Origin of the sequence: Clostridioides sp. ES-S-0049-02 (assembly GCF_020658465.1) — a bacterium.
Taxonomy (GTDB): Bacteria; Bacillota; Clostridia; order Peptostreptococcales; family Peptostreptococcaceae; genus Clostridioides.
The window spans coordinates 200,491-222,026 of sequence record NZ_JACVWG010000005.1; the positions used below are offsets into that span (position 1 = coordinate 200,491).

The 21,536-nt window shown below is 28.8% G+C and carries 22 protein-coding genes; 11 read left to right on the plus strand and 11 right to left on the minus strand.

Annotated elements, in window-relative coordinates:
- Positions 1 to 262 precede the first annotated feature (262 nt).
- From IC213_RS21335 to IC213_RS13370, 7 genes are all read right to left on the minus strand, one after another.
- Positions 263 to 484, minus strand: coding sequence for an MATE family efflux transporter (locus IC213_RS21335; RefSeq protein WP_413927120.1), 222 nt, complete (start codon positions 482 to 484; stop codon positions 263 to 265).
- Positions 485 to 724: 240 nt separating this feature from the next.
- The gene (locus IC213_RS13345; protein ID WP_227863158.1) at positions 725 to 1,333 is read right to left on the minus strand and encodes a class I SAM-dependent methyltransferase; all 609 of its coding nucleotides are present in this window, start codon (positions 1,331 to 1,333) and stop codon (positions 725 to 727) included.
- A 451-nt stretch (positions 1,334 to 1,784) separates the two neighbouring features.
- Positions 1,785 to 2,567 carry a helix-turn-helix domain-containing protein gene (locus tag IC213_RS13350; RefSeq protein WP_227863159.1) on the minus strand — a complete coding sequence of 261 codons (783 nt, stop codon included), beginning with the start codon at positions 2,565 to 2,567 and terminating at the stop codon, positions 1,785 to 1,787.
- A 396-nt stretch (positions 2,568 to 2,963) separates the two neighbouring features.
- Positions 2,964 to 3,407 (minus strand): GNAT family N-acetyltransferase, encoded by a 444-nt coding sequence (locus IC213_RS13355; RefSeq protein WP_227433521.1) that lies wholly within the window; start codon positions 3,405 to 3,407, stop codon positions 2,964 to 2,966.
- A gap of 234 nt (positions 3,408 to 3,641) precedes the next feature.
- Positions 3,642 to 4,568, minus strand: a complete 927-nt coding sequence (locus tag IC213_RS13360; protein WP_413927304.1) for an SPL family radical SAM protein — start codon at positions 4,566 to 4,568, stop codon at positions 3,642 to 3,644.
- Positions 4,561 to 4,770 (minus strand): DNA alkylation repair protein, encoded by a 210-nt coding sequence (locus IC213_RS13365; protein WP_227831334.1) that lies wholly within the window; start codon positions 4,768 to 4,770, stop codon positions 4,561 to 4,563. The genes IC213_RS13360 and IC213_RS13365 overlap by 8 nt, the downstream gene beginning before the upstream one ends.
- 103 nt (positions 4,771 to 4,873) lie before the next feature.
- Positions 4,874 to 5,410 carry a PadR family transcriptional regulator gene (locus IC213_RS13370; RefSeq protein WP_227863160.1) on the minus strand — a complete coding sequence of 179 codons (537 nt, stop codon included), beginning with the start codon at positions 5,408 to 5,410 and terminating at the stop codon, positions 4,874 to 4,876.
- A gap of 124 nt (positions 5,411 to 5,534) precedes the next feature.
- Between IC213_RS13370 and IC213_RS21340 the strand changes: the two genes are divergently transcribed.
- From IC213_RS21340 to IC213_RS13400, 7 genes are all read left to right on the plus strand, one after another.
- Complete coding sequence (locus tag IC213_RS21340; RefSeq protein WP_413927305.1) at positions 5,535 to 6,119, plus strand: MATE family efflux transporter; 585 nt, start codon at positions 5,535 to 5,537, stop codon at positions 6,117 to 6,119.
- Between the two features lie 80 nt (positions 6,120 to 6,199).
- Complete coding sequence (locus IC213_RS21345) at positions 6,200 to 6,904, plus strand: MATE family efflux transporter (protein WP_413927306.1); 705 nt, start codon at positions 6,200 to 6,202, stop codon at positions 6,902 to 6,904.
- 361 nt (positions 6,905 to 7,265) lie between these two features.
- The gene (locus IC213_RS13380; RefSeq protein ID WP_227835873.1) at positions 7,266 to 7,943 is read left to right on the plus strand and encodes a Crp/Fnr family transcriptional regulator; all 678 of its coding nucleotides are present in this window, start codon (positions 7,266 to 7,268) and stop codon (positions 7,941 to 7,943) included.
- Positions 7,944 to 8,604: 661 nt separating this feature from the next.
- The gene (locus IC213_RS13385; RefSeq protein WP_227433526.1) at positions 8,605 to 10,017 is read left to right on the plus strand and encodes a DASS family sodium-coupled anion symporter; all 1,413 of its coding nucleotides are present in this window, start codon (positions 8,605 to 8,607) and stop codon (positions 10,015 to 10,017) included.
- Between the two features lie 36 nt (positions 10,018 to 10,053).
- The gene (locus tag IC213_RS13390; protein ID WP_227863161.1) at positions 10,054 to 11,193 is read left to right on the plus strand and encodes an amidohydrolase family protein; all 1,140 of its coding nucleotides are present in this window, start codon (positions 10,054 to 10,056) and stop codon (positions 11,191 to 11,193) included.
- A gap of 14 nt (positions 11,194 to 11,207) precedes the next feature.
- A complete protein-coding gene (locus IC213_RS13395; RefSeq protein WP_227483052.1) occupies positions 11,208 to 12,191 on the plus strand; it encodes a hydroxyacid dehydrogenase in 984 nt (327 codons plus the stop codon).
- Between the two features lie 33 nt (positions 12,192 to 12,224).
- Positions 12,225 to 12,923: an RraA family protein gene (locus IC213_RS13400; RefSeq protein ID WP_227433529.1), complete on the plus strand. Its 699-nt coding sequence runs from the start codon at positions 12,225 to 12,227 to the stop codon at positions 12,921 to 12,923.
- A 126-nt stretch (positions 12,924 to 13,049) separates the two neighbouring features.
- Here IC213_RS13400 and IC213_RS13405 read toward each other — a convergent pair whose 3' ends face one another.
- From IC213_RS13405 to IC213_RS13420, 4 genes are all read right to left on the minus strand, one after another.
- Complete coding sequence (locus IC213_RS13405; protein ID WP_227863162.1) at positions 13,050 to 14,939, minus strand: sigma 54-interacting transcriptional regulator; 1,890 nt, start codon at positions 14,937 to 14,939, stop codon at positions 13,050 to 13,052.
- Positions 14,940 to 15,752: 813 nt separating this feature from the next.
- Complete coding sequence (locus IC213_RS13410) at positions 15,753 to 16,667, minus strand: hypothetical protein (protein ID WP_227863163.1); 915 nt, start codon at positions 16,665 to 16,667, stop codon at positions 15,753 to 15,755.
- Positions 16,654 to 17,409, minus strand: a complete 756-nt coding sequence (locus IC213_RS13415; RefSeq protein ID WP_227835869.1) for an ATP-binding cassette domain-containing protein — start codon at positions 17,407 to 17,409, stop codon at positions 16,654 to 16,656. Before IC213_RS13415 ends, IC213_RS13410 begins: the two co-directional genes overlap by 14 nt.
- A complete protein-coding gene (locus IC213_RS13420) occupies positions 17,409 to 18,101 on the minus strand; it encodes a GTP-binding protein (protein WP_227483057.1) in 693 nt (230 codons plus the stop codon). The genes IC213_RS13415 and IC213_RS13420 overlap by 1 nt, the downstream gene beginning before the upstream one ends.
- A gap of 190 nt (positions 18,102 to 18,291) precedes the next feature.
- On the opposite strand from IC213_RS13420, the gene IC213_RS13425 reads away from it, so the two are divergent.
- Genes IC213_RS13425 through IC213_RS13440 form a run of 4 tightly spaced genes read left to right on the plus strand, consistent with a single transcriptional unit; the run spans position 18,292 to position 21,308 of the window.
- Positions 18,292 to 18,942 carry a Crp/Fnr family transcriptional regulator gene (locus tag IC213_RS13425; protein ID WP_227863164.1) on the plus strand — a complete coding sequence of 217 codons (651 nt, stop codon included), beginning with the start codon at positions 18,292 to 18,294 and terminating at the stop codon, positions 18,940 to 18,942.
- 25 nt (positions 18,943 to 18,967) lie between these two features.
- Positions 18,968 to 19,975: an ABC transporter substrate-binding protein gene (locus IC213_RS13430; protein WP_227433535.1), complete on the plus strand. Its 1,008-nt coding sequence runs from the start codon at positions 18,968 to 18,970 to the stop codon at positions 19,973 to 19,975.
- Positions 19,944 to 20,711, plus strand: coding sequence for an ABC transporter permease subunit (locus IC213_RS13435; protein ID WP_227433536.1), 768 nt, complete (start codon positions 19,944 to 19,946; stop codon positions 20,709 to 20,711). Before IC213_RS13430 ends, IC213_RS13435 begins: the two co-directional genes overlap by 32 nt.
- On the plus strand, positions 20,712 to 21,308 hold the full coding sequence (locus IC213_RS13440; protein ID WP_227433537.1) for an ATP-binding cassette domain-containing protein: 597 nt from the start codon (positions 20,712 to 20,714) through the stop codon (positions 21,306 to 21,308).
- The last annotated feature ends 228 nt before the right edge of the window (positions 21,309 to 21,536 follow it).

Here is a 21,536-nt window from a genome sequence, read left to right on the forward strand (position 1 = left end):
CATTTTTGGAAGTATTAGTTAAAAATAATTTTATATTCTATTTAAATATATCTTTTATATTAAAATCATATCAATTTTTATATAAATATTAATCTAACCTTTATAGTTTTATAAATTAAAAAGGTTTAGCATAACCATCTCCTATTATAACTTGACCAATATTTTTAAGATGGATGGTAACAATAGCTCAATAACTCCAGTAATAATCAATGAAAATATTATTGATACCAAAAACGAAGTAGAAATCAAACTTTCTGCTTTTTTATGCTCTTTTGCCCCCAATTGCTTGCGAAAGTAAAATAGATATACCATTTGTAGCCCCAATAGCTATAGATGTCAGAGTTAAAATAATTGGCGTGGAAGTTGTAAGTACTGCCATAGCAGTCTCTCCTAATAAATTACCAATCCATATACTGTCTACTAGATTGTATGCCATGTTTAAAAACATAGCTACTATTAATGGCAAAGACATCTTATTAGACATTTCTTTGTGTCCTCTGTGATAAAATCCATTTTTGTACTCATGTGTCCTCCTCTTTACGAATGAATTTCATTCACTAATTAATTTTAAAAAATACCTGAGATTTAAACAGGTTTGAGTTAAAAATTTACAAAATTATAAAGTATCATATTTTTTATTTTTTATACTTTTTTATTTTTTATGTTTTATTTTATGTAATTTTCTTTATATGTTTTTCTCTATGTGTTTTTCTTTTATACTTTCTTATTTTATGCTAGTCACAATATATGAAGTATGATTCACGCTCTTCCACACAATGTTTCTAAAATCTACAGCTAACAATTTACTTATTTCTTTTTCTGAGTACATTTTTACATCTCCATCTTTATTGTACTTCATAAAAATATTCATTATATGTCTAAATAAAAATGGTTGCCAACAGTCACAAATTATTAGGGTTCCTTCTGGCTTTAATACCCTACATACCTCTGACAATACCTTATTAGGTTTAGGATAATGATGAAAAGAATCATTACAATATACAACATCAAAAAATTCATTTTCAAATGGCAAATACTCTGAATCTCCTAAAACTAAGGTAGCATTCCCTTTTAGTTTATTTTTTGCTATATTTAGCATATTCTCAGAAATATCAATTCCATAAGCCTTTTTCCTACAATCTTCATTTAAAATAGCTTGTAATACTGCTCCTGTCCCACACCCTAAATCTAAAATAGTATCATATGAAATATCTGAAAGTGTTTTAAGTAAAACTGGATAAAGATTTCTTGCATGTTGTCCCTTTATATCTTGGTCATAGGTATCCGCTTGATTATTAAATGTTTTTCTTGATTCTTCTTTTATATTTGTCATATCTAAACTCCTCCTTTCTTGTATTGTTCACAGTATATCATGGGTAGTTCTTTATGTCAATGAATGATATTCATTCACTTCTAATATTAATATAACTATATTAAGTTCTCTATAGTTATATTAACATTCAATTTATACTATGTGTATTATGATTAAGTTATATTATGCATACGATTCTTAAATTATACTATGTGTATTATGTTTAAGTTCCATCATTCACATTTTTCTTAAATTATGCTATATATATTATTTTTATTTGGTCAATTTGACCTTTTTATATTTTTTCTTTCTCTCTTCTAACTTTTATAAAATAATACTAAAATAAAGTATCATAATAATTACTCATACTTATCATACATTTTGCTGTTTTATCGTGACCTTTTATCCTGTCTCTGTAAATTTCACAATTAATACCTTGCCCTAACTAGCTCCTACCTTTAAAAATTTACTTTTAGAACCTATCAATTTTATTCTTTAATTTTCTCTTTACTTTAAAGATAAATCGGTCACAATACTGTTCGTTTTTTACCAACAGCTCATATGCATCCATAATCCCAATGGATTGTACGAAACCAAAAATACCAACTGCCAATCCCAAAAATACAAGTAAATGATATTCTGCCCATTCAATGTACCCTCTAACTGTTACTGCTATAATAAGAATACCAACCACAAACAAAAATGTACTTGGGATAGCAACTAACTTATATTTTTTCTTGATTGAAATATATTCCTTTGATAATTCTTTCAAAAACTCATAATCAAATAACAGTGGCTCTTTTCTCAAGATTTTATAATCTTCTTGTTCTGCAAACATTCCAAGTATAACAGCACCAATACCTAAAACAACACAAACTGCAATTCCTAAAATACGCCAACTTGTATGAGTTGGAAACATTACATAAGGAATACCTGCTAATGCCCAAAACAAAAAACCTAACCCCAAATATTTGCATTCTCTTTTCTCATTGATGAGATAACCCCTTGCCACTTCCTTGCTTACATAATATCCCTTTTCATTTGCTCCTTTTATTGATTTCTCCTCTTTTAATAAAAAATCAGTTGATACTTCAAAAATATTAGATAGTAGTAAAAGTTTTTCTGTTTCTGGAAATCCCTGATTGTTTTCCCACTTACTAACTGCCTGTCTTGTTGTTCCAACTTGTTCTGCAAGTGCTTCCTGTGATAATCCTTTTTCTTTTCTTAACTTAAATAATTTTTCACCAAAATTCATATATTATTACCTCCTGTGATTTGATATCCAAATATTATCAAACTATACTGTTAAATTCTATATTTTAAGAAATGCACATTGTCAACTTTAAGTTGCACTCATGTAATTTGTTGCTAAAACATGATTTTGTAATAATTTTGCCTCTCTTTTTGTATTATAGCATCAATGGAAATCTAAATCCTTTCCTTTATATTTTGAAAGTAATATTTATCAAAATATGATTTTATTAAGTGTATAACCATTTGATTAACAATAGGTTTTTTGCAAACTATTCTCTAATATACTGTTTTATAGTAATAGAAAAGCACATCTTTTCAGACATGCTTTCTGCAACACTTTATCTACTTTATCACGATTCTTTATTTTATATATAACACTTTATCTTCTCATTAGCATCTAGAATTTATATTCTAAATACAGCATATCCACACATTGAGATTCCCCTTCAAAAATTGGCTCTGGATAATTATCTATAAAAAAGTTTTTAATCTTATGTGAATAAACAAATCCAAATTTCTCATAAAACGGGATTCCACTTTCAGCTGTACCCACAACCATTGATGAATACTGTTCACTATAAACATCTAAAATATGATTTATCATCTTTGATGCATAACCCCTATTTTGAAAATGCTCATATGTAGCAATATTTTTTAATTCACAGGTTTCTTTAGAAATTTCAATTACAACTGCTATACAAGTAAGTTCATCATTATCATATAGAGCATACATAATGCCTTTATCAAGATACTTATCAATCATTACCTCATATGGGTCAGCTCGCAACAAAAGGTCAATATGACCTTTTTTATTTTCATCTATAGTTTTTATTTCTATCATATATATCCCCCCTTCCTTTTAACATATATTTCCTTTATGTATTTAATACACTTCACTATCCTTTACATATTTGATACACTTAACTAAATGATAATACAATTGAAACATTGAATAATTATTACTATCTAATTTCATTGTATTTATTGTTTTTTAGTTTTTACTTTTTACTTTTTGCTATTTAATTTATAATAGAATAAATTTTTAGAAGAATGAATAGTAATTGCAACTTATAGCTTAAAAAAACTTTAATTGCATATCTGATTTCTTATACGCTTCTATAATATCTTTCATCTCTGTCAAAATACCATAACGAGCACATTCTTTTTTTAGCACTTGTTCACATCTCTTTCCATTCAAGCTAGGACATACATAATTTAAGCCATACGTTTTTTGATACTGAAATACTAGTTTTGGTGATATATTCTTTAAATGCTTATAAAAAAATTCTCTCTGACCATTACGCATTGTCATTCCATACATACAATAGATAAACTTTGCATTAGCCTTATGTGCTTTTTCAACAATTGCTCTTATTTCATTCTCATTGTCAGTCAAAAATGGTATCAAAGGTGTCAATAATATACCACAAAATATTCCAGCATCATTGAGCTGTTTTACTGCTTCAAATCGTTCAGAACTTAGACTCACATTAGGCTCGATTTTCTTTGCTAACTCATCATTTGCAGTGGTTATAGTAACTTTGACAATAGTAGAATTGTTTCTTGTTATTTCCTTCAAAATTGGTATATCTCTAACTACCAAACTACTTTTTGTATCAATAGATACTCCAAAATGATTTTCTGAAATTAAATTCAAGGCTTGTTGAGTAATGCAAAGGTCTTTTTCAAAAGGATTGTATGTGTCAGACATAGCTCCAATACCAACAACTCCTTTTTTTCTCTTTGAACGTAGCTCCTTTTTTAGAGTTTCTATCACATTTTCCTTATATCTCACTTGGTCAAAATTTTCTATGTTGTATACTGTGCTACGACTGTCACAATAAATACAACCATGAGGACAACCACGATAGAGATTCATATTATAATCAATCCCAAACCATCTTGAGTTGTCAAATTTAACTTTCTGTAAAATTTGTTTTGCTGGTATGCTTTTAATCATTATCTTATCCCTAATTCCATCATATAATTTTTTGTTATCCATTGGGATATCTTGTAATCAATACAAATCCTACTCTTTTCAAGAAAATACTATTACACTTTGTCCATCTTGTTATAAGTGGCTGTACATAAGGAGTATTTTCAAATAAGTTTTGGCAGGATAAATCGTAAATATCCAATGAATAAAATTCAGATGACCATTTTCTAATTTGTTTCTTAATTGCTTGTAGTAGGTCATCAATCATTTTAGTCAAAATCCTAGCTTCATAATATCCATTTTACCACAATGAGATTGCTAATTCATGATGACCTTTATATTACTTTGCAATCTCTCTTAGATGAGTGAGGTTAACCTCTTTCACTGTCAACATCTAGAATAGCCTTTAGAGAATTCACCCATGTTTCTAATGTTTGAGCTAATACCAATTGCTGGTCTAAAATAGCCTTACCTGTTTCTGGTACATTCGATTTTGTATTTATATTTTCCTCTATATACGACTTCAATACTTGTATATTTTCTTCAATACTATTAAGACACAACTTTTGCTTTTCTGGTGTAAGACTGTATAAATTTACTATTACAGCATTGAAATCCAGAAAAATATTTACTGGCTTTGAAGCTGTATCAAACATTAAGTCTAAAAAATGTTTTTCACCCAATTCTGTTAAAGAGTAAATTGCTTTTTCTGGCATTCTCCCCTCTCTTACAATTGTGCTTTGGATATAACCTTTTTCTTCTAGTTGAATTACCTTCTTATAAATTGATGGTGTACTGATTTTAACCCAACGTGATATATTTCTATATTCCACCACTTTTTGAATATCATAAGCACTCTTAGGCTGTTGCTTTACTATACCCAGTACAATTAAATCTATCGTTGCCATAAAAATTCTCCTCTCGTTTTCTCTCTATTGACAAATACTATAATTTATAGTAGCATTTTCTTTATTACTATAATTTATAGTAATATATTTTAGAGCTAATGTCAATAGAAAGGGAGTGTTTAGCATGAAAGAAATCAACAAAAAAATTGAATTATTAGGGTCTGCCCCAATACCAAAAGCCTTGTTATCTATGGGATTACCTACTATGATAGGTATGATGATAACTGCATTGTACAATTTGGTAGATGCATACTTTGTAGGTGGTCTTGGAACAAGTCAAATGGGTGCTATATCCGTTGCATTTCCACTAGGTCAGATTATTGTGGGATTAGGATTATTATTTGGAAATGGAGCTGCTTCCTACATTGCCAGACTCCTAGGTCATGGAGATAAGGAAAAAGCAGGCAAAGTTGCTAGTACAGCTATTTACAGCAGTATAATAGTTGGTATATTATTTATTATTGTCATTATGATTCTTCTCAATCCTGTTTTAAAATTATTAGGAGCTACAAAAAGTATTATGCCTTATGCAATGTCTTATGCTAGTATCTATGTCGTATCATCTATTTTTAATGTATTTAATGTCACTATGACTAATATTGTCACAAGTGAAGGAGCTGCTAAAACAACCATGTGCGCTATGCTATTAGGTGCATTGCTTAATATAGTTTTAGACCCAATATTCATTTATACCTTTGGATGGGTGTAAAAGGTGCTTCCATTGCAACTGCTCTTTCTCAGATGATTTCAACACTTGTTTATATCAGGTACATTTTTAGCAAGAAAAGTATGTTTAGTTTTAGAATTAAAGAATGTTGTTTTTCAAATGAAATCATGTCAGAAATTTTAAAGATTGGTGTACCTACTTTAATATTCCAGTTATTGACTAGTCTCGCTATCACATTAACTAATATGGAAGCTACAAAATATGGTGACTCTGTGATAGCTGGAATGGGTGCAGTAACACGAATAATGTCTTTGGGAAGTCTTATCGTATTTGGGTTTATAAAAGGCTTCCAACCAATTGCTGGTTATAATTTTGGCTCAAAGAACTATGATAGATTACACCAAGCAATAAAAACATCTATAGCATGGACTACTCTATTTTGTGTAGTACTTGGTCTTGTAATGGTGTTTTTTCCAACAGCTATAATTTCACAATTTACAAGTGGTGATGTGTTATTAATTGAAAATGGTAGTAAGGCTCTTAGAGCAAATGGATTTTCATTTATGTTATTTGGTTTTTATACAGTATATTCTACATTGTTCCTTGCACTAGGAAAAGCAAAGGAAGGTGGGTTACTGGGTATGTGTAGACAAGGTATATGTTTTATTCCTATAATCTTGATTATTCCTATATTTTGGGGATTAAATGGTATTTTATATGCACAACCAATAGCTGATTTTGCTGCTGCAATAATCGCAGGTTTTATGGCAATAAAACTACATAAAGAGCTTCATACTTTAAAAATAAATTCTATTTCTTCTAAGTAAATATACTTCAAGATATGTTCTAGTTATACAAATCTAATATATATATTAGTTATACAAATCTACCATCAGAAAAGATATAAAATTATTTCATGCATTTTGTAGGCTCAAAGAATTGTATGATAAATTCATTATCAAACAGCTCTTTCAGCTTACAAGATATGTATATTATAATTCATTAATTTACATGCTTAATATGACTTAATCTACTTACAAATAGGCAATAATATATATTAACATATATTTTCTACACAAATCATACTATTAATATACAATTGAATAATCCTTTTTCACAAACTACTTGTTATTTTATCTATTCACTTGTATTATTGGATTATAATTATTTTAGGAAAGGAATCACTATATGCTTTCACAAAACGATATTGATATACTTACACAAAGTTTATCTTTTTGGGATAAACTCACTGACTCACAAAAAAGCTTATTAATCTCTTCAGCCAATATATCCCACTTTAAAAAAGGAAACTCAATTCATTGTGGTGATAGTGATTGTATTGGTATTTTGATTATAAAGTCTGGAACAATACGTACATACATACTTTCAGATGAAGGGCGTGAGGTGACACTTTTCCGTCTTGATAATGGTGATGTATGTATCTTATCAGCATCATGCATTCTAAACACAATAACTTTTGATGTATATGTGGATGCTGAGACAGATTGCGATATTATACAAATTAGTTCTTCTGTTTTCTCAAAATTGTCTACAGAAAATATTCACGCAGAATTGTTCTCATATAAGCTAGCCACTGAACGTTTTTCTGATGTTATGTGGGCAATGCAACAAATCCTTTTTATGAGTTTTGATAAGCGTTTGGCATCTTTTTTAGTTTATGAAATAACCAAAAACAATAATACTACTATAAATATGACTCATGAGCAAATTGCTAAGTATATGGGAAGTGCTAGAGAAGTTGTGTCTAGAATGTTGAAATATTTTGCTAGAGAAGGTCTTGTATCTCTATCTCGTGGTGGTGTAAAAGTATTGGATAAAGATAGACTTCGTTCTTTAACATTATAAGGAGATGTTTCAAAATAAGAATTTGAATCATCTCCTTTTTATCTCCTTTTCATCTCTTTCTTCAACTTCTTCTTTAAAATTTCCACTTTTATTCATAATGTAAGTACCCTTTTTTATTCTATCGATTCTTCATTAATTTAATCTTATTCTCCATATAATTGCCTTCCACTTTTATAAATACTCATAAATTTAATTTGAACTTTTATTTGCTAATAAAATAGCTTAGTTTTACTTCTATTAGTAATATGAAATAAGTAGTAATATGAAATAAGTTTAAATTTTTTTTAAAGTTTACTCTTATGATTAGTATAACTTACCTGCGACTTTACCTGAAACTTCTCTATCCATTTCATCAAGAATATAAGAATATATATCTTTTATTGTTATGTTAACAATTCAAACACTATATTTCAATCGGAAATATTGCATTTCAAATTGAAATATTATATTTCTATTTGAAATATAATATAAAGAAATATAATGTTATTTTATCAAACTAGAAAAAAATATTTTAATAAAATTGTATCAAAGTAATTTGATTAACAGTTAAATTACAATAAATCACATAAAAAAACAAATAAAATATTATTAATCTAAAAAGTTGGCATATTTCGTGCTTTTATAATTTAGTATAAATCTAAAATTAAATAAGGAGAAGAAAATGAATAAAAAACAGTTGATGAAATTCTTACTTGTTGCAGCTATACCAATAATTATATGGAATTTACCTGCACCACAAGGATTAAAAAAAGAAACTTGGGATATTGTTGCTTTATATCTAGGTTTACTAGCAGGTCTTATTATTAAACCATTTAAAGAACCAATCATTACTTTAATCATTGTAGGTGTAGCACTTATGTTTATGGATGAGTCAATACTACTTCATGGATATTCAGATAAGATGACTTGGTTTTTAGTTGTTGTAACTATTGTCTGTACAGCTTTTGTAAAGACAGGATTAGGAAAACGTATGGCATACAATCTTTTACTAAGAGCAGGAGATTCTACCTTAGGACTTGGATACCTAATGATGATAAGTGATTTAATACTTAGCCCTGCTACAGGTTCAAATTCATCTAGAACAACTATTATCTACCCTATATTTAGAAATATAGCAGAAGGTGCAGGTTCTAAACCTGATGATGAACCTAAAAAATTAGGTGCATATTTAACAGTATTAACATATGTAGTATCTCAAGGAACAGCAGCATTATTTTTGACAGGTATGGCAACCAATGCGATAACAGTTTCTTTGGCAGCAAGTATGTTAGGTGTTAACTTAACTTGGGGAACTTGGTTTATGGCATCAATCGTACCAGCAGGTTTATTCTTACTAGTAGCACCACTTATAGTATATAAGATATACAAACCAGGTTTAACTCATTTAACAGATATTAAACCACAGATAAGAAAAGATTTGGAATCATTAGGTACTATTACAAAACATGAAAAGATACTAGTTGTATTCTTTATTCTTGCAATTCTTGGATGGATGTTTGGCGAAAAAATACCTTTTATAAACTTAAATATGCAGGTAGTAGGATTTGTATTCTTAGCATTAGTCCTTATAGCAGGTATTTTAGATTGGGATGATGTTATTGGTGCTAAAGGAGCATGGAATATATTTATATGGTATGGTGCATTTTATGGTATTGCTGGCTCATTAGCTGATGCAGGTTTTTACACTTGGTTAGCTGATAAATTAGGTACAGTATTAAATCTATCAGATGTAAATGGATTATTAGTTACAATAGTACTATTGTTAGTGAGTTTGGCAGTTAGATACTTCTTTGTATCAAACAGTGCATTTGTAGCATCTTTTTATCCTGTACTATTTGCAATAGTTTTATCTACTAAGGCAAATCCGATGGTAGTTACATTATTACTAGCATTCTTTGCAAGTTATGGAGCTTTATTGACTCATTATGGAAATGGAGCTGGTCTTATAGCCTTTGCATCAGGATATGTATCTCAAAAAGATTTCTGGAAAGTAGGCACTATCATGGTAATGGTTGCATTAGCAATATTCTTAGTAATAGGCTTACCTTACTGGAAAATAATTGGATTATGGTAAGTACACATTAAATTTATATATTGGAGATGAATAATTATGCTAGATTTACTTATTGTAAATGGACATGTAATAGACCCTAAAAATAATGTAAATGGCAATAAAACAATTGCTATATACAATGGAAAAGTAACTGAATATAAACATGGTGATAAGGCAAAACACACAATAGATGCAAGAGGTAAATTTGTTTTTCCAGGGCTGATTGATGCACATGCTCATATGTTTGCAGATGGAACTGAAATTGGTATATATCCAGATAGCACATATCTTCCAACAGGCGTTACTAGTGCAATTGATTGTTCAGCAGGAGTAGCAAACTACCAACTCTTTAAATCTTTAATTGTGGCTAGAAGTAAAGTAAATATAAAAAGTTTCTTACAAGTTTGTTCAGCTGGATTAGTAACTACTAGCTATCATGAATGTATTGACCCAAAGTATTTCAATCATGAAAAAATAGAACGAATATACAATGAAAATAAAGATAATATATTAGGTCTAAAAATAAGATTAAGTGAAAATTTAGTAGAAGGTCTAGGAATAGAGCCATTAAAGGAGACTATTAAAATAGCTGAAAAAATAGGATGCCCTGTTGAGGTGCATTGTACAAATTTACCAGTTCCTACAGAGGATGTGTTAAATATCTTAAGACCAGGAGATATATTTGAACATGTATATCAAGGTGTTCAAAACACTATCCTCGACTCAAATGGCAATTTATACGAATGTGTAAAGAAAGCAAGAGAAAGAGGAATCATATTTGATACAGGAGAAGGTAGAAAACATGGTGATTTTGAAGTCATGCAAAAAGCAAAAGAACAAGGATTTATAGCTGATATTTGTAGTACAGATTTGGTATTGGAAAGCATGTTTAGAAGACCTATATTCTCTCTACCAAATCTTATGTCTAGATACATATGTATGGGAATAAGTCTATATGATGTTGTAAAAATGACAACACAAAATCCAGCTAAACTTATGAAAATGGAAAATCAGATAGGATGTCTATCAGAAGGTGCAAATGCAGATGTAGCAATATTTGACATTATGGATGTTAAACAAACTTATACAGATTGGAAAGGTAGTAAATTCGAGGCAGATAAATTATTAAAAACAGAAATGACAATTAAAAATGGATTTATAGTATATTGTGCCCCAGATTACATATATGAAAATTAATTAGGAGGAAAAAAATGGGTTGGAAAATATTATTACCACAAGAAATAATGCAAGAAGGAAGAGATTACTTAGAAAGTAGAGGACATGAACTGATAACTGGTTCAGGCATGGAGACTAAAGATATAATAAATGATATAAAAGGTATTGATGCAATTATAGTTAGGTTATCTAAAATAACAAGAGAGGTATTTGAAGCTGCTGATAACTTAAAAGTAATAGTACGTCATGGAGCAGGATTTGATACTGTAGATTTAGATGCAGCAAAAGAATTTGGTGTTCAAGTATTGTATTGTCCAGTAGCAAATAGTACTTCTGTTGCAGAAGTAACACTAATGTATATGTTATACTGCTCTAGAAATTATACAAAAGTAAGAAAAAGTTTTATAGAGGACTATTATAAAGCTAAGCTGAGAACTCCTAAATGTGAGCTTGATGGAAAAACTGTAGGAATTATTGGATGTGGAAACATAGGTTCAAGAGTTGCTAAGATGTGTATGGATGGATTCAATATGAAAGTGGTTGCATATGACCCATATAAACCATCTAAAGACTTCCCACAAGGTGTAGAAGTAACTAGAGATATAAGTAAAATATATAAAGAAAGTGATTTTGTTTCTGTTCACTGTCCAACAACTTCTGTCACTAAACATTTTATAGGAAAAGAACAGTTTAATATGATGAAAGAAACAGCATTTTTTATAAATGCAGCAAGAGGAAGTGTTGTAGATGAACAAGCTTTATATGAAGCATGTAGAGATAATATTATAGCAGGTGCTGGCTTAGATGTATTACAACAAGAGCCAGTAGATTCTAAAAACCCTATATTGTATTTAGATAATGTTGTGGTATCTCCTCATATAGGAGCAGCAACTAAAGAAGCTACTAATAGAGCCTCTTTACACTCTGCAATTGGAGTTAATGAGGTATTTGAAGGCAAAAAACCTACTTGGCCAGTAAAATCAATAGATTGGGACAATGCAACGATATACAATGATTAGTAAACAATAAACACTTATTAGGAGGAACTTAAAATGACAATAGGAAATAGAGTATATTTAAAAAGAGATTTACCAGATAAAGAACTTGTAAAAAGATTTAGTGTATTACCAGCAGCTAATGTAGGAGATTGTATGTATAGGTCAAGTGCATTAAGTTCAGAAATAAAGTTAATGTCTTCACCAAAAAACAAAATGTGTGGAGTTGCGTTAACAGTAAAATCAAGACCAGGAGATAATTTAATGCTTCATCAAGCTCTTAATATAGCTCAAGAAGGCGATGTAATAATACTATCTAATAATGGAGATAGAACACAAGCCATCATGGGAGAAATCATGTACAAATATCTTGCAGATTTCAAAAAAGTATCAGGAATTGTAATAGATGGTCCAATAAGAGATATTGATGTTATATCAAAGTCTAGTTGTCCAATATATGCTACAGGAACTACTCCAGGTGGCCCATATAAAGAAGGTCCTGGTGAAGTGAATGTACCTATATCTATAGGAGGAATTGCTGTTAATCCAGGAGATATAATATTAGGAGACAAAGATGGTGTAATCGTAATCCCTAAAAATGATGCAGTAGACCTTATTGATAAAGCAGAAGCAAATGCTAAACAAGACCATGCTAAAGTGGTAAAGGCTTCTGAAGGAACTGCAAATAGAGAATGGGTAAATGAGACATTAGAAAAAAAAGGTGTACAAATTATAGATGATGTTTACAGAGTTTAGTAATAAATGACTTCTACTCTATGTATATAAAATATTTATATATAAAAATTTTAAAATAACAGGTGCTGTTACATAACGATTCTAAATTGTTATGTAACAGCCTCTTTTATTTTATTCAATAAATATTTAATCTGAAAGTTGATACTTTTTAAGTTTACGCCAAAGAGTAGTAGTACTGATACCCAACTGACTTGCCGTAACAGATTTTACTCCATTATTTTTCTCTAACGTCTCAAGAATTAATTTTTTTTCATAATCTACGATTTTATTCTCTTCCAAAATAGGAGAATAATCTATTGTAGGAGTTAAACTTATATCCTTTCGAAAATGTGGCTCAGAAGTTAAAATTTCAGAAACTAAGTACTCATCTATAAAATTATCATCACACATAACTACTAGTCTTTCTACTATATTTTTTAATTGTCTTATATTACCAGGAAAGTCATATCTACTTAAAATTTTAAGTGCAGAATCAGATATTGATACTGGTTTGTTATAATGAGATATAATATCATATGTAAGTTGTTCGATATCTTCTTTTCGCTTTCTAAGAGGAGGTAAATCTAACTTCAACACACAAAGTCTGTAAAATAAATCTTCTCTAAAATTATTATTATCAATCTGCTCCACTAAGTCTTTATTAGTAGCTGTTATAACTCTTACATTAATAGGTACAACTTTAGTATCCCCTATTCTAGTGACTTCCCTCTCCTGTAATACTCTAAGTAGTTTGACTTGAACATCTTTAGAAATTTCTCCAATTTCATCTAAAAATATAGTCCCATTATGTGCCAATTCAAAGACACCTGCTTTCCCTTCATTTCTAGCACCTGTAAAAGCTCCCTTTACATATCCGAATAATTCACTTTCAAGTATATTTTCAGGTATAGCTGCACAGTTTATAGCCACAAAAGGTCCATTAAATCTATTGCTATAGTTATGAATACTTTGAGCAAATATTTCTTTTCCAGTACCAGATTCACCCGTAATTATGATTGTAGAATTAGATTTAGCAAATTTCTTAGCCATGTTTACCGAGTGCATTAATGCATCACTTGAACCCAATATATCGTTAAAATTGTTCTTTGCACAATGAGATTTTGAAATTAAACTCTCTCTTATTTCTTTTTCTGTTGATTGAATATTTTCGATATCTTGTATTGTTGCAACACATCCAAAATGCAAACTATCAATTATAATCGGGAAACAATCAAATGTAAGGGAAGAACCTTTAAAATTAATTATATTGTTACATAGAGAGTGCCCATTTTTTAGTGAATCTGAAATATCACCAGAAGTTAAATAATCTTTTATAAATTTATCAACTTGGTTAAATAGTAACCTTTTTGCTTGATTATTTATAAAAAGTGGTGAGTGATTTTTATCAATGGCAATTATACCACTATGTGTACATTCTAGAATTTCTTCTGTAATAGAGTTATTTATTCTCTTTTCAATTCCTATGTTATATAGATGAATTGCTTCATTGATAGACGCATGAATAGAAGACTTTTCAACTTCAGTCTCTATACAGAGTTTATTGTATTTAGAGGTGATTTCTTTTGTTGTTTTACCACCTATGAAAATCTCAGTGCCATTATCAATTAATTCTTTTATTGTATCTTCAAATTCAGAAAGAGAATTTAACTTAGGTATTTCTAAATCAAAATTGGAGATTTCTTTAAATCGTTTAGCAGTTTTATATGATGATTCTAAACCTATAAATCCTATTTTTGAAGAATACTTAAGTGCTTTTTTATATGAATAAAATATGTCTTCGTATTTGTATCCAACATCCACTATAGGAATTGAGACATGTTTACGCAATAAATCAACATTTTGTCCACGAGTAATTATTACTTTAGTGCCTAAGTTAATTATGTTATCTGCTAGTTCTATAGTTTCTTTACCTGTAGCAATGTATGATGGAATTTTTATATGTAATTCTTCAAGTACTTCATATACAGTATCTGAAAATAACTTAGAGGGAGCAATGACTACTATCTCATTTTTCATATCATAAAACCTCCTTTTGTTAGTCTATTTTTTATATTATTTTTTCACACAAAATAATGTCTTCAGAGTGACACTCAATTTTCTACTCACAGGATTTTAAAAATATTCACCTCAGAATTACTTTACTATTTACTTTTGCAGTAATTTTCTCAATTGAAATTGTTTTTCTTTCAAAATCTACATTCTCCCATGACGGACGTAATATTTTGGATGTTCTCATACCCAGACTAATATTTAAGTTTATGTGAAGTTCTAATTCAGTATCTTTGCATACTTCTAATAGTTTTATTATTTACTCTTCATCATAATTTTTATTTTAAATTTGTTTTGATTTAACTAAATCTACTCCTTTAGTTGGATTCTTATCATTTTTAAATCAAAAACACTTTCAAATACAAGCTTCATTATATTGATGTAAATTTTTAATGACTTGAAACTTAGTATATCTGATAAATTATTCACATAACGATATATATGTATTGTATCAATATCTTATACTCTCATTTTACCATGATAAAAGGTGATGTCTCAAAATAAAAATTTGAATCTTCTTCTTTTTTTATATAAAAACAGAAAAGGAGTTCCTAAGAACCCCTAATCTATATGATAATTGCTCTGTTAAAAAACAAAACTCACATTATAATTATATCGACTATGAATATTATAATTAATCGACAGTACCATTAGACATTGAAACAATTCTCCTCTAAGATGATTCAATAAGATTACTTAGCCTAATTATATATATCCATAAATATAAAATACTATTAGTCACAAACAATAACATACAAACAATAAGTAAAAATAAATATATTATATATACATATTATAAACCTCAAAAAATTCTTCAGTCGTAACTGTATCTAACCATTTTTTAGAAGGATATAAAAACTTATACTGATTATCTTTAATAAGACTATCATCTATAGTATCATAGATGCAAGATAGTAATGATGCAGACTTCACAAAAGAATTACAAAACTCCTTAGATACAAGAGATTCTAATACCTCTAACATAGTCTTTTCGTCTAATGATTTACTTGCAGTAATATAAGATGGCAATGCTATAGCTCCGTCATCAGGATATGACATAAATAAATCTTCATTATTAGCACGCTTTGCGTATATACTAGGAGTTATAGCTAATCTATCCGAACCATTTTTTACATCATTAAATGATTGTATTGGCATATCTAGTATAGTTGAATTGGACAAAAATCTCTCTACATACTCTTTTCCATACCTACTCCAAATGGCTTTAACAACAGATTTCGCACCAGAGTTATTTATACCACCAATGACAGTTTTTGTATCAGTGTCAATTACGTTTTTTATAGAATCTATCAAACCCTTGTAATTCTGGTTATAAGAAAATACTAATGGTATAACTAAAAATGGAAGTAATCTTTCATCAAAATATATAGATGATGATTTAATCTCACTCTTAATATTGAAATAATTCGATAATGGATATAAGTTACTTGAAAACCTTGAATAGATATTCTTGTCTTCATACACTTCTAAATCTGTAGAAACTATAATATCTGGAATTAAAGCGTCTGGTTTTTTTAAATATTCATTAAGTTTGTAAGGATAACCTATACCAAAATAAGTTACCTCTAAATTAATATCCTTCTCTTTTAAAGACATAATTAAATTATCTAAATAGTTTTTCTCATATTTATGAAGTATACAAATATTGCTCCAATACAACCTAACATTTTTCATGAAGAGTCTCTCCTTTTCTTAATTTATATTGACATTCTAGTTGAAATTCATATATATCTTTAAGTTTGCCTAAGATTTCTTTTTCTTCGTTAGTCTTATTGATTACTTTGAAGATTGAACCATTTTTCATTATTATACGCTTCTCTGCTATAAGTGCTGTATGAGGGTCATGAGTAACTATAAAAATCAGTTTATCACTTCTCAATAAGATGTCTAAAGCAACATTTTTATTTATTCCAGCATTCTCTATTTCATCTATCAAAACAATAGGATTATTTGAAATGAGAGCAACATCTGCAATCATTAAGGCACGTGTCTGTCCCCCACTCAATGATGTAAGGTCTTGAGATAGGGAAATAGGTTCTGCTGTTATGGAATTTGCTACATCTAGTACTTCTTTTATTGAGACAGAAGTATTGTTTTTACATTCTTTATGTATAACTAAAAATTCCTCGACTGTAGAATCAAGAACAAACCTCATATTTTGGCTAAGATGAGAAATGAGATTTGTAGAAAATTTATTTCTTTCCTCAATAGCAACTTCCATATTATCAATGACTACTTTTCGATTAGTCAAAGAATCTTTATTGACAAACTGCTCTATATCTTTGATTAACCTGCTTTTACCAGAACCAGTATTACCTACAATGGAATAAATATGACCTCTATAAAAAGTTAGAGATTCAAAGTTCTCTGTATTACCAAGTTTGTTTTTTCCAGGATATATGGTTATACTTTTCATTAAAATTCACCTCTAAAATTCATTTTAGAAACTATACCTTGTTGGAATTCATCACCAATTCTACATTCTCCAATACAATAAGAACACACCCCACTTGGCATTGTATGTCTCAATAAATGTTCGTCATTGTTTAGAATATTAGCATTGTTTATATAGTTTGAAATTAGCTCTACACCAAAACCAACTAATCCATCTATAAAGAATATATTAGAATTAGGATTTATTTTTTTTATATTGAATGATATTATCTCTCTTTCTGCTTGTGATACCATGTCTATTTTACTTAGAACTATGGCATCACTTTCACTTAACATAGGACCTAGTTTTTGAGGAGTCTTAAAGCTAGATGTACAATCACATACACATATGTGTAGTGTTTTATTTGTTGCAGGTGAACACCTATTGCAAAGCCCAGCAGTTTCTATTAGTAAAATATCGCTACTTTTATTTTTAGCCCAAAGCATAAGTTCGTTTATGTTTGATATAAGAAAATGGTCTGGACATATGTCTTTACTAAGTCCAACAATATAAGGTATATTCAATTTTTTATATATTAAATCATCATCAGTAGCTAGACAATCTATCTTACATATTGAAGGGTTAAGCCCATTAGACTTAAGATATGGAATTAAATGTTTTATTAAAGCGGTCTTCCCTACAGAGGATGACCCAGAAATTAATATAGTTTTCATGGCTTATGTAAAGTCTCCTTTCATATTTTGTTAAGAGATATGATAGCATTAAAAACTACTAAAAATTGTATCAGATGAGACAATTAATAAATAAACTTGATTGAAAATAATTATCAATATTATTGAATTTTGGTAAATACTGTGATATTATTGCAATCAAAGTGAATATTTATCAGAAAAGGTGATGACTTTGAATGAGAAGGAAGTACTAATAAATAGTAAGTTATTTTCTGAAAGATACATTGTAGAAGATAAGATAAAAGCAAAGAGTTATAAAAAAGGTCAATTTATAAGTGATTTTTTTGATAAAGAATATTATGTAGGTGTAGTTAAAGCAGGACAAGTATCCATCTATTGTATATCGAGTGATGGAACTGAAGTTAACATGTCTATTCTAAAGGAAGGAGATATTTTTGGAATTTCTAATATATTTGATGAAGAATCCTTAGATACTGTACTAAAATGCAAAAGTGATGTTTATGTAGTTTTTTATCCAAAAAAATGCTTTATAGATATGATGAAGTTGGACATTTCTGTAGCTTTAGAATATTCAAGATATTGTAATAGAAAAATACAATTTTTACTGAGAAAGATAGAATTTTTAAATATACAGTCTAGTAAAAAGAAAGTTATTGAATATTTACTAGAAAAAACTAGTAAAAATGACACTATCCTATTAGAATGTTCTAAAGAGGAGTTAAGTAAAAGTATTAGTGTAAGTCGAGCATCTTTATATAGGGAATTACAATCATTACAAAATGAAAATTGTTTAGAGTTTGGTAAAAAGTGTATAAAAATATTGAATAAAGAAAAGTTAACACAAATTCTATATGAAATCTAAAATTAAATACTAGGAGGAAGGTTTTATGAAAAAGAAATTATCAATATTATTACTGGCATCATTAATAATAATTTCATTGGTAGGTTGTGCATCAAACCCACCAGAAAAACAAACAAAAGAAGAAACTAAAGTAGTTGCAAAGGTGACAGCACTAAAAGGTCCTACAGGAATGGGAATGGTTAAGATGATTGGCGATGAAAAGGATAAAAAAGAAAAAGATTATGAATTTTCAATAGCAAATTCTGTTGACGAAATTACACCTAAGCTTGTGAATAAAGAACTAGATATTGCTGCTATTCCCGCAAATCTATCATCTGTTTTATATAATAATAGCAATGGTGAAATAGAAACACTAGCCATTAATACTTTAGGAGTTTTATACATAATTGAGAATGGAAATTCTATAAACAATGTAAATGATTTAAAAGGCAAAACTATTTATTCTAGTGGTAAAGGCTCTACTCCTGAATATGCTTTGAATTACATATTGAAAGAAAATGGAATTGACCCAACTAAAGATGTCAACATAGAATACAAATCAGAACATACAGAATGTTTGGCGGCATTATTAAACGATAAAAATGGAATAGCACTACTTCCCCAACCTTTTGTAACAACAGCATTGACTAAGAGTGATAACTTAAGAGTAGCTTTGGATTTGACAAAAGAATGGGATACTTTAAATAAAGATAAAAATACTGAAAGTGCTTTAGTAACAGGAGTTGTTGTTGCACGAAAAGAGTTTGTTGATAAATATCCAGAAAAGGTTAAAAGTTTCTTAGAAGAATATAAGAAATCAGTTGATTTTACAAACAATAATATAGAAGAAGCTTCAAAACTTATTGAGGAAAATGAAATAGTTCCAGCACAGATAGCAAAAAAAGCAATTCCAAAGTGTAATATAACATTTATAGAAGGTAATACAATGAAAGATAAATTAAGTGGATACTTACAAGTACTTTATGATGCTAATCCAAAGTCAATAGGAGGAAAGATGCCAGGTGAAGATTTCTACTATACACAAGAAAATTAGTAAAACTCATATACTAGCAATAATCTTTTGGCTTATCGTTTGGCAAATAAGTAGTATGATAATTGGTCAGGAGATACTTTTAGTATCTCCTTTTTCATCTTTGAAAAGGTTATTCGAATTATCTATGAAGTTTGAGTTTTGGCAATCTATACTCTTTTCTTTTCTGAAAATAACAACAGGATTTATATTAGCCTTTATCATTGGAATAATATCTGCCATAATAGCATCTAATAAAAAAAATTTTAGGATACTTATTGAACCCTTAATACTTACAATACAATCTATACCAGTAGCTTCGTTCATAATATTATCTCTAATATGGATATCTTCAAAGAACCTGTCTATTTTTATATCCTTCTTGATGGTATTGCCAGTGGTATATAGAAATATCCTAGATGGAATAAATAGTATATCTAGAGAGTTAAATGATATGGCAAAAGTATTTAAAGTCAGTAAGATAAAAAAAATAAGGTACATATATTTGTCTGAGGTAGCACCATATCTAAGAGCAGCATGTAGTGTTTCTTTAGGTCTATGTTGGAAATCTGGAATAGCAGCAGAGATAATAGGAATGCCTGCTAATTCTATAGGTGAAAACTTATACAAAGCTAAAGTATACTTAAATACACCAGATTTATTTGCATGGACTATAGTTATCATTATAATAAGTATTTGCTTTCAAAAGGGATTTTTATCATTAATAGACTATTTATTAAAAAGATTGGAGATAAACTAAATGGATATAGTAATTGAGAATCTAAGTAAAAAATATAATGATAAGGTTGTTTTAGATAATTTTAATAATGTATTTAAAGATAATGCTATCTCATTTATAACAGGAACCTCTGGTATTGGTAAGACAACATTGATAAGAATATTAATGGGTTTGGAGAAAGCAGATAGCGGAAAAATTGTAGGTATTAGTAATAAAAAGATTAGTGCAGTATTCCAAGATGATAGTTTGTGTGAAAATCTAAGTGTGTCATTGAATATAAAGTTGGTATGTGAAAATCTGGGTAATTCAGAAATTGAAAGTGCCTTAGAGGTATTGGGCTTAAATGGTTGTATGAATAAAAGAGTAAGGGAATTAAGTGGTGGTATGAAAAGAAGGGTTGCAATATTAAGAGCTTTATTATATGATTTTGACTTGCTTATAATGGATGAGCCATTTAAAGGGCTGGATACAGAAACTAAGTATAAGGTTATGGATTTTGTAATAAGAAAGATGGAAAACAAGAGTGCTATAATAATTACTCATGATATGGATGATATAAAATACTTTAGAAATCACGAAAAGTTAATAATTGATTTTAAAATGCCTTCAATATATTGATTTTAAAATCAACTAAAGTTTTTATATGAATGTTATTTCAAACTTACTAATTCTGTATACCAAAAAGGCTGTAGGCAAATTTATTTTTACATAAAAAAAAGGGTAATGTAAAATAATTTGTGCTTCAAGGTTAATAAAAATCTTCTTTATGGCAATGATTTAAATATAATCAAATGTCGTAAAGGAGATTTTTTATGAATACTTTAAGAAAACAATTAGTCAAAGAAA

Excerpts from the sequence above, each read along its gene's own strand:
- IC213_RS21335 (WP_413927120.1), bottom strand. The coding sequence starts at position 484 with ATGTCTAATAAGATGTCTTTGCCATTAATAGTAGCTATGTTTTTAAAC.
- IC213_RS13345 (WP_227863158.1), bottom strand. The coding sequence starts at position 1,333 with ATGACAAATATAAAAGAAGAATCAAGAAAAACATTTAATAATCAAGCG.
- IC213_RS13350 (WP_227863159.1), bottom strand. The coding sequence starts at position 2,567 with ATGAATTTTGGTGAAAAATTATTTAAGTTAAGAAAAGAAAAAGGATTA.
- IC213_RS13355 (WP_227433521.1), bottom strand. The coding sequence starts at position 3,407 with ATGATAGAAATAAAAACTATAGATGAAAATAAAAAAGGTCATATTGAC.
- IC213_RS13360 (WP_413927304.1), bottom strand. The coding sequence starts at position 4,568 with ATGGATAACAAAAAATTATATGATGGAATTAGGGATAAGATAATGATT.
- IC213_RS13365 (WP_227831334.1), bottom strand. The coding sequence starts at position 4,770 with ATGATTGATGACCTACTACAAGCAATTAAGAAACAAATTAGAAAATGG.
- IC213_RS13370 (WP_227863160.1), bottom strand. The coding sequence starts at position 5,410 with ATGGCAACGATAGATTTAATTGTACTGGGTATAGTAAAGCAACAGCCT.
- IC213_RS21340 (WP_413927305.1), top strand. The coding sequence starts at position 5,535 with ATGAAAGAAATCAACAAAAAAATTGAATTATTAGGGTCTGCCCCAATA.
- IC213_RS21345 (WP_413927306.1), top strand. The coding sequence starts at position 6,200 with ATGTTTAGTTTTAGAATTAAAGAATGTTGTTTTTCAAATGAAATCATG.
- IC213_RS13380 (WP_227835873.1), top strand. The coding sequence starts at position 7,266 with ATGCTTTCACAAAACGATATTGATATACTTACACAAAGTTTATCTTTT.
- IC213_RS13385 (WP_227433526.1), top strand. The coding sequence starts at position 8,605 with ATGAATAAAAAACAGTTGATGAAATTCTTACTTGTTGCAGCTATACCA.
- IC213_RS13390 (WP_227863161.1), top strand. The coding sequence starts at position 10,054 with ATGCTAGATTTACTTATTGTAAATGGACATGTAATAGACCCTAAAAAT.
- IC213_RS13395 (WP_227483052.1), top strand. The coding sequence starts at position 11,208 with ATGGGTTGGAAAATATTATTACCACAAGAAATAATGCAAGAAGGAAGA.
- IC213_RS13400 (WP_227433529.1), top strand. The coding sequence starts at position 12,225 with ATGACAATAGGAAATAGAGTATATTTAAAAAGAGATTTACCAGATAAA.
- IC213_RS13405 (WP_227863162.1), bottom strand. The coding sequence starts at position 14,939 with ATGAAAAATGAGATAGTAGTCATTGCTCCCTCTAAGTTATTTTCAGAT.
- IC213_RS13410 (WP_227863163.1), bottom strand. The coding sequence starts at position 16,667 with ATGAAAAATGTTAGGTTGTATTGGAGCAATATTTGTATACTTCATAAA.
- IC213_RS13415 (WP_227835869.1), bottom strand. The coding sequence starts at position 17,409 with ATGAAAAGTATAACCATATATCCTGGAAAAAACAAACTTGGTAATACA.
- IC213_RS13420 (WP_227483057.1), bottom strand. The coding sequence starts at position 18,101 with ATGAAAACTATATTAATTTCTGGGTCATCCTCTGTAGGGAAGACCGCT.
- IC213_RS13430 (WP_227433535.1), top strand. The coding sequence starts at position 18,968 with ATGAAAAAGAAATTATCAATATTATTACTGGCATCATTAATAATAATT.
- IC213_RS13440 (WP_227433537.1), top strand. The coding sequence starts at position 20,712 with ATGGATATAGTAATTGAGAATCTAAGTAAAAAATATAATGATAAGGTT.